General features: G+C 41.0%; 1 protein-coding gene. It reads right to left on the reverse strand.

From position 1 onward, the window contains the following. On the reverse strand, window positions 1-518 hold a 518-nt coding region (locus tag RWU19_RS05360), incomplete at its 3' end, for a LysM peptidoglycan-binding domain-containing protein (protein ID WP_316002424.1). Window positions 519-610: the final 92 nt, after the last annotated feature.

Consider the following 610-nt stretch of genomic DNA (forward strand, 5'->3'; position numbering starts at 1 on the left):
TCACCATTCAAGTAAGAAGAATCTAATTGGTAACGTCCGATGTAACGTCCGTTCGTTGCTGTGTAAGAACCGCTTGATTCTTTTTGTGCGATCCATTCTTTTGCAGCATTCGTGCTTGTTGCCGTTGTTGTTGTTTCTGTTGCAGCAGGAGCAGATTGTGTTTCAGCAACAGGGGCTGCTTGTGTTTCTGTTTGAACCGTTTCTTGTACAACAGGTTGTTCAGCTTGGACGGGAGCTTTTTGAACGGTTGCTTGAGGTTCAGCAGCTGCTTGTGCAGAGCCTTCTGTTGGAATCGTTAATTGTTGTCCTGAGTAGATCAGGTTAATGTCAGAAATTGAATTTGATTCTGCAATGGCATTGATCAAGGAGTTGTCACCAACGTATTTTTGAGAAATCGTTGATAGAGTATCACCTGATTGAACGGTATAAGCTTCGTCCGCATGAGCAGTCGTTCCCATGAAGAATGCAGCACCGGCAGCCAAAGTTGTTCCAAAAAGTAAAGTTTTAAGTGATGTCATGAAAAATCTCCTTTATTCGTTAAAAAGTTTTATTTGTTGTGTTCAACGAGGAATACTTTAACACGTGAAAATATTTCATAGGTAAAAGAAGC

The organism is Enterococcus sp. 2STP, from assembly GCF_032465635.1.
Taxonomy (GTDB): domain Bacteria; phylum Bacillota; class Bacilli; order Lactobacillales; family Enterococcaceae; genus Enterococcus_B; species Enterococcus_B lactis.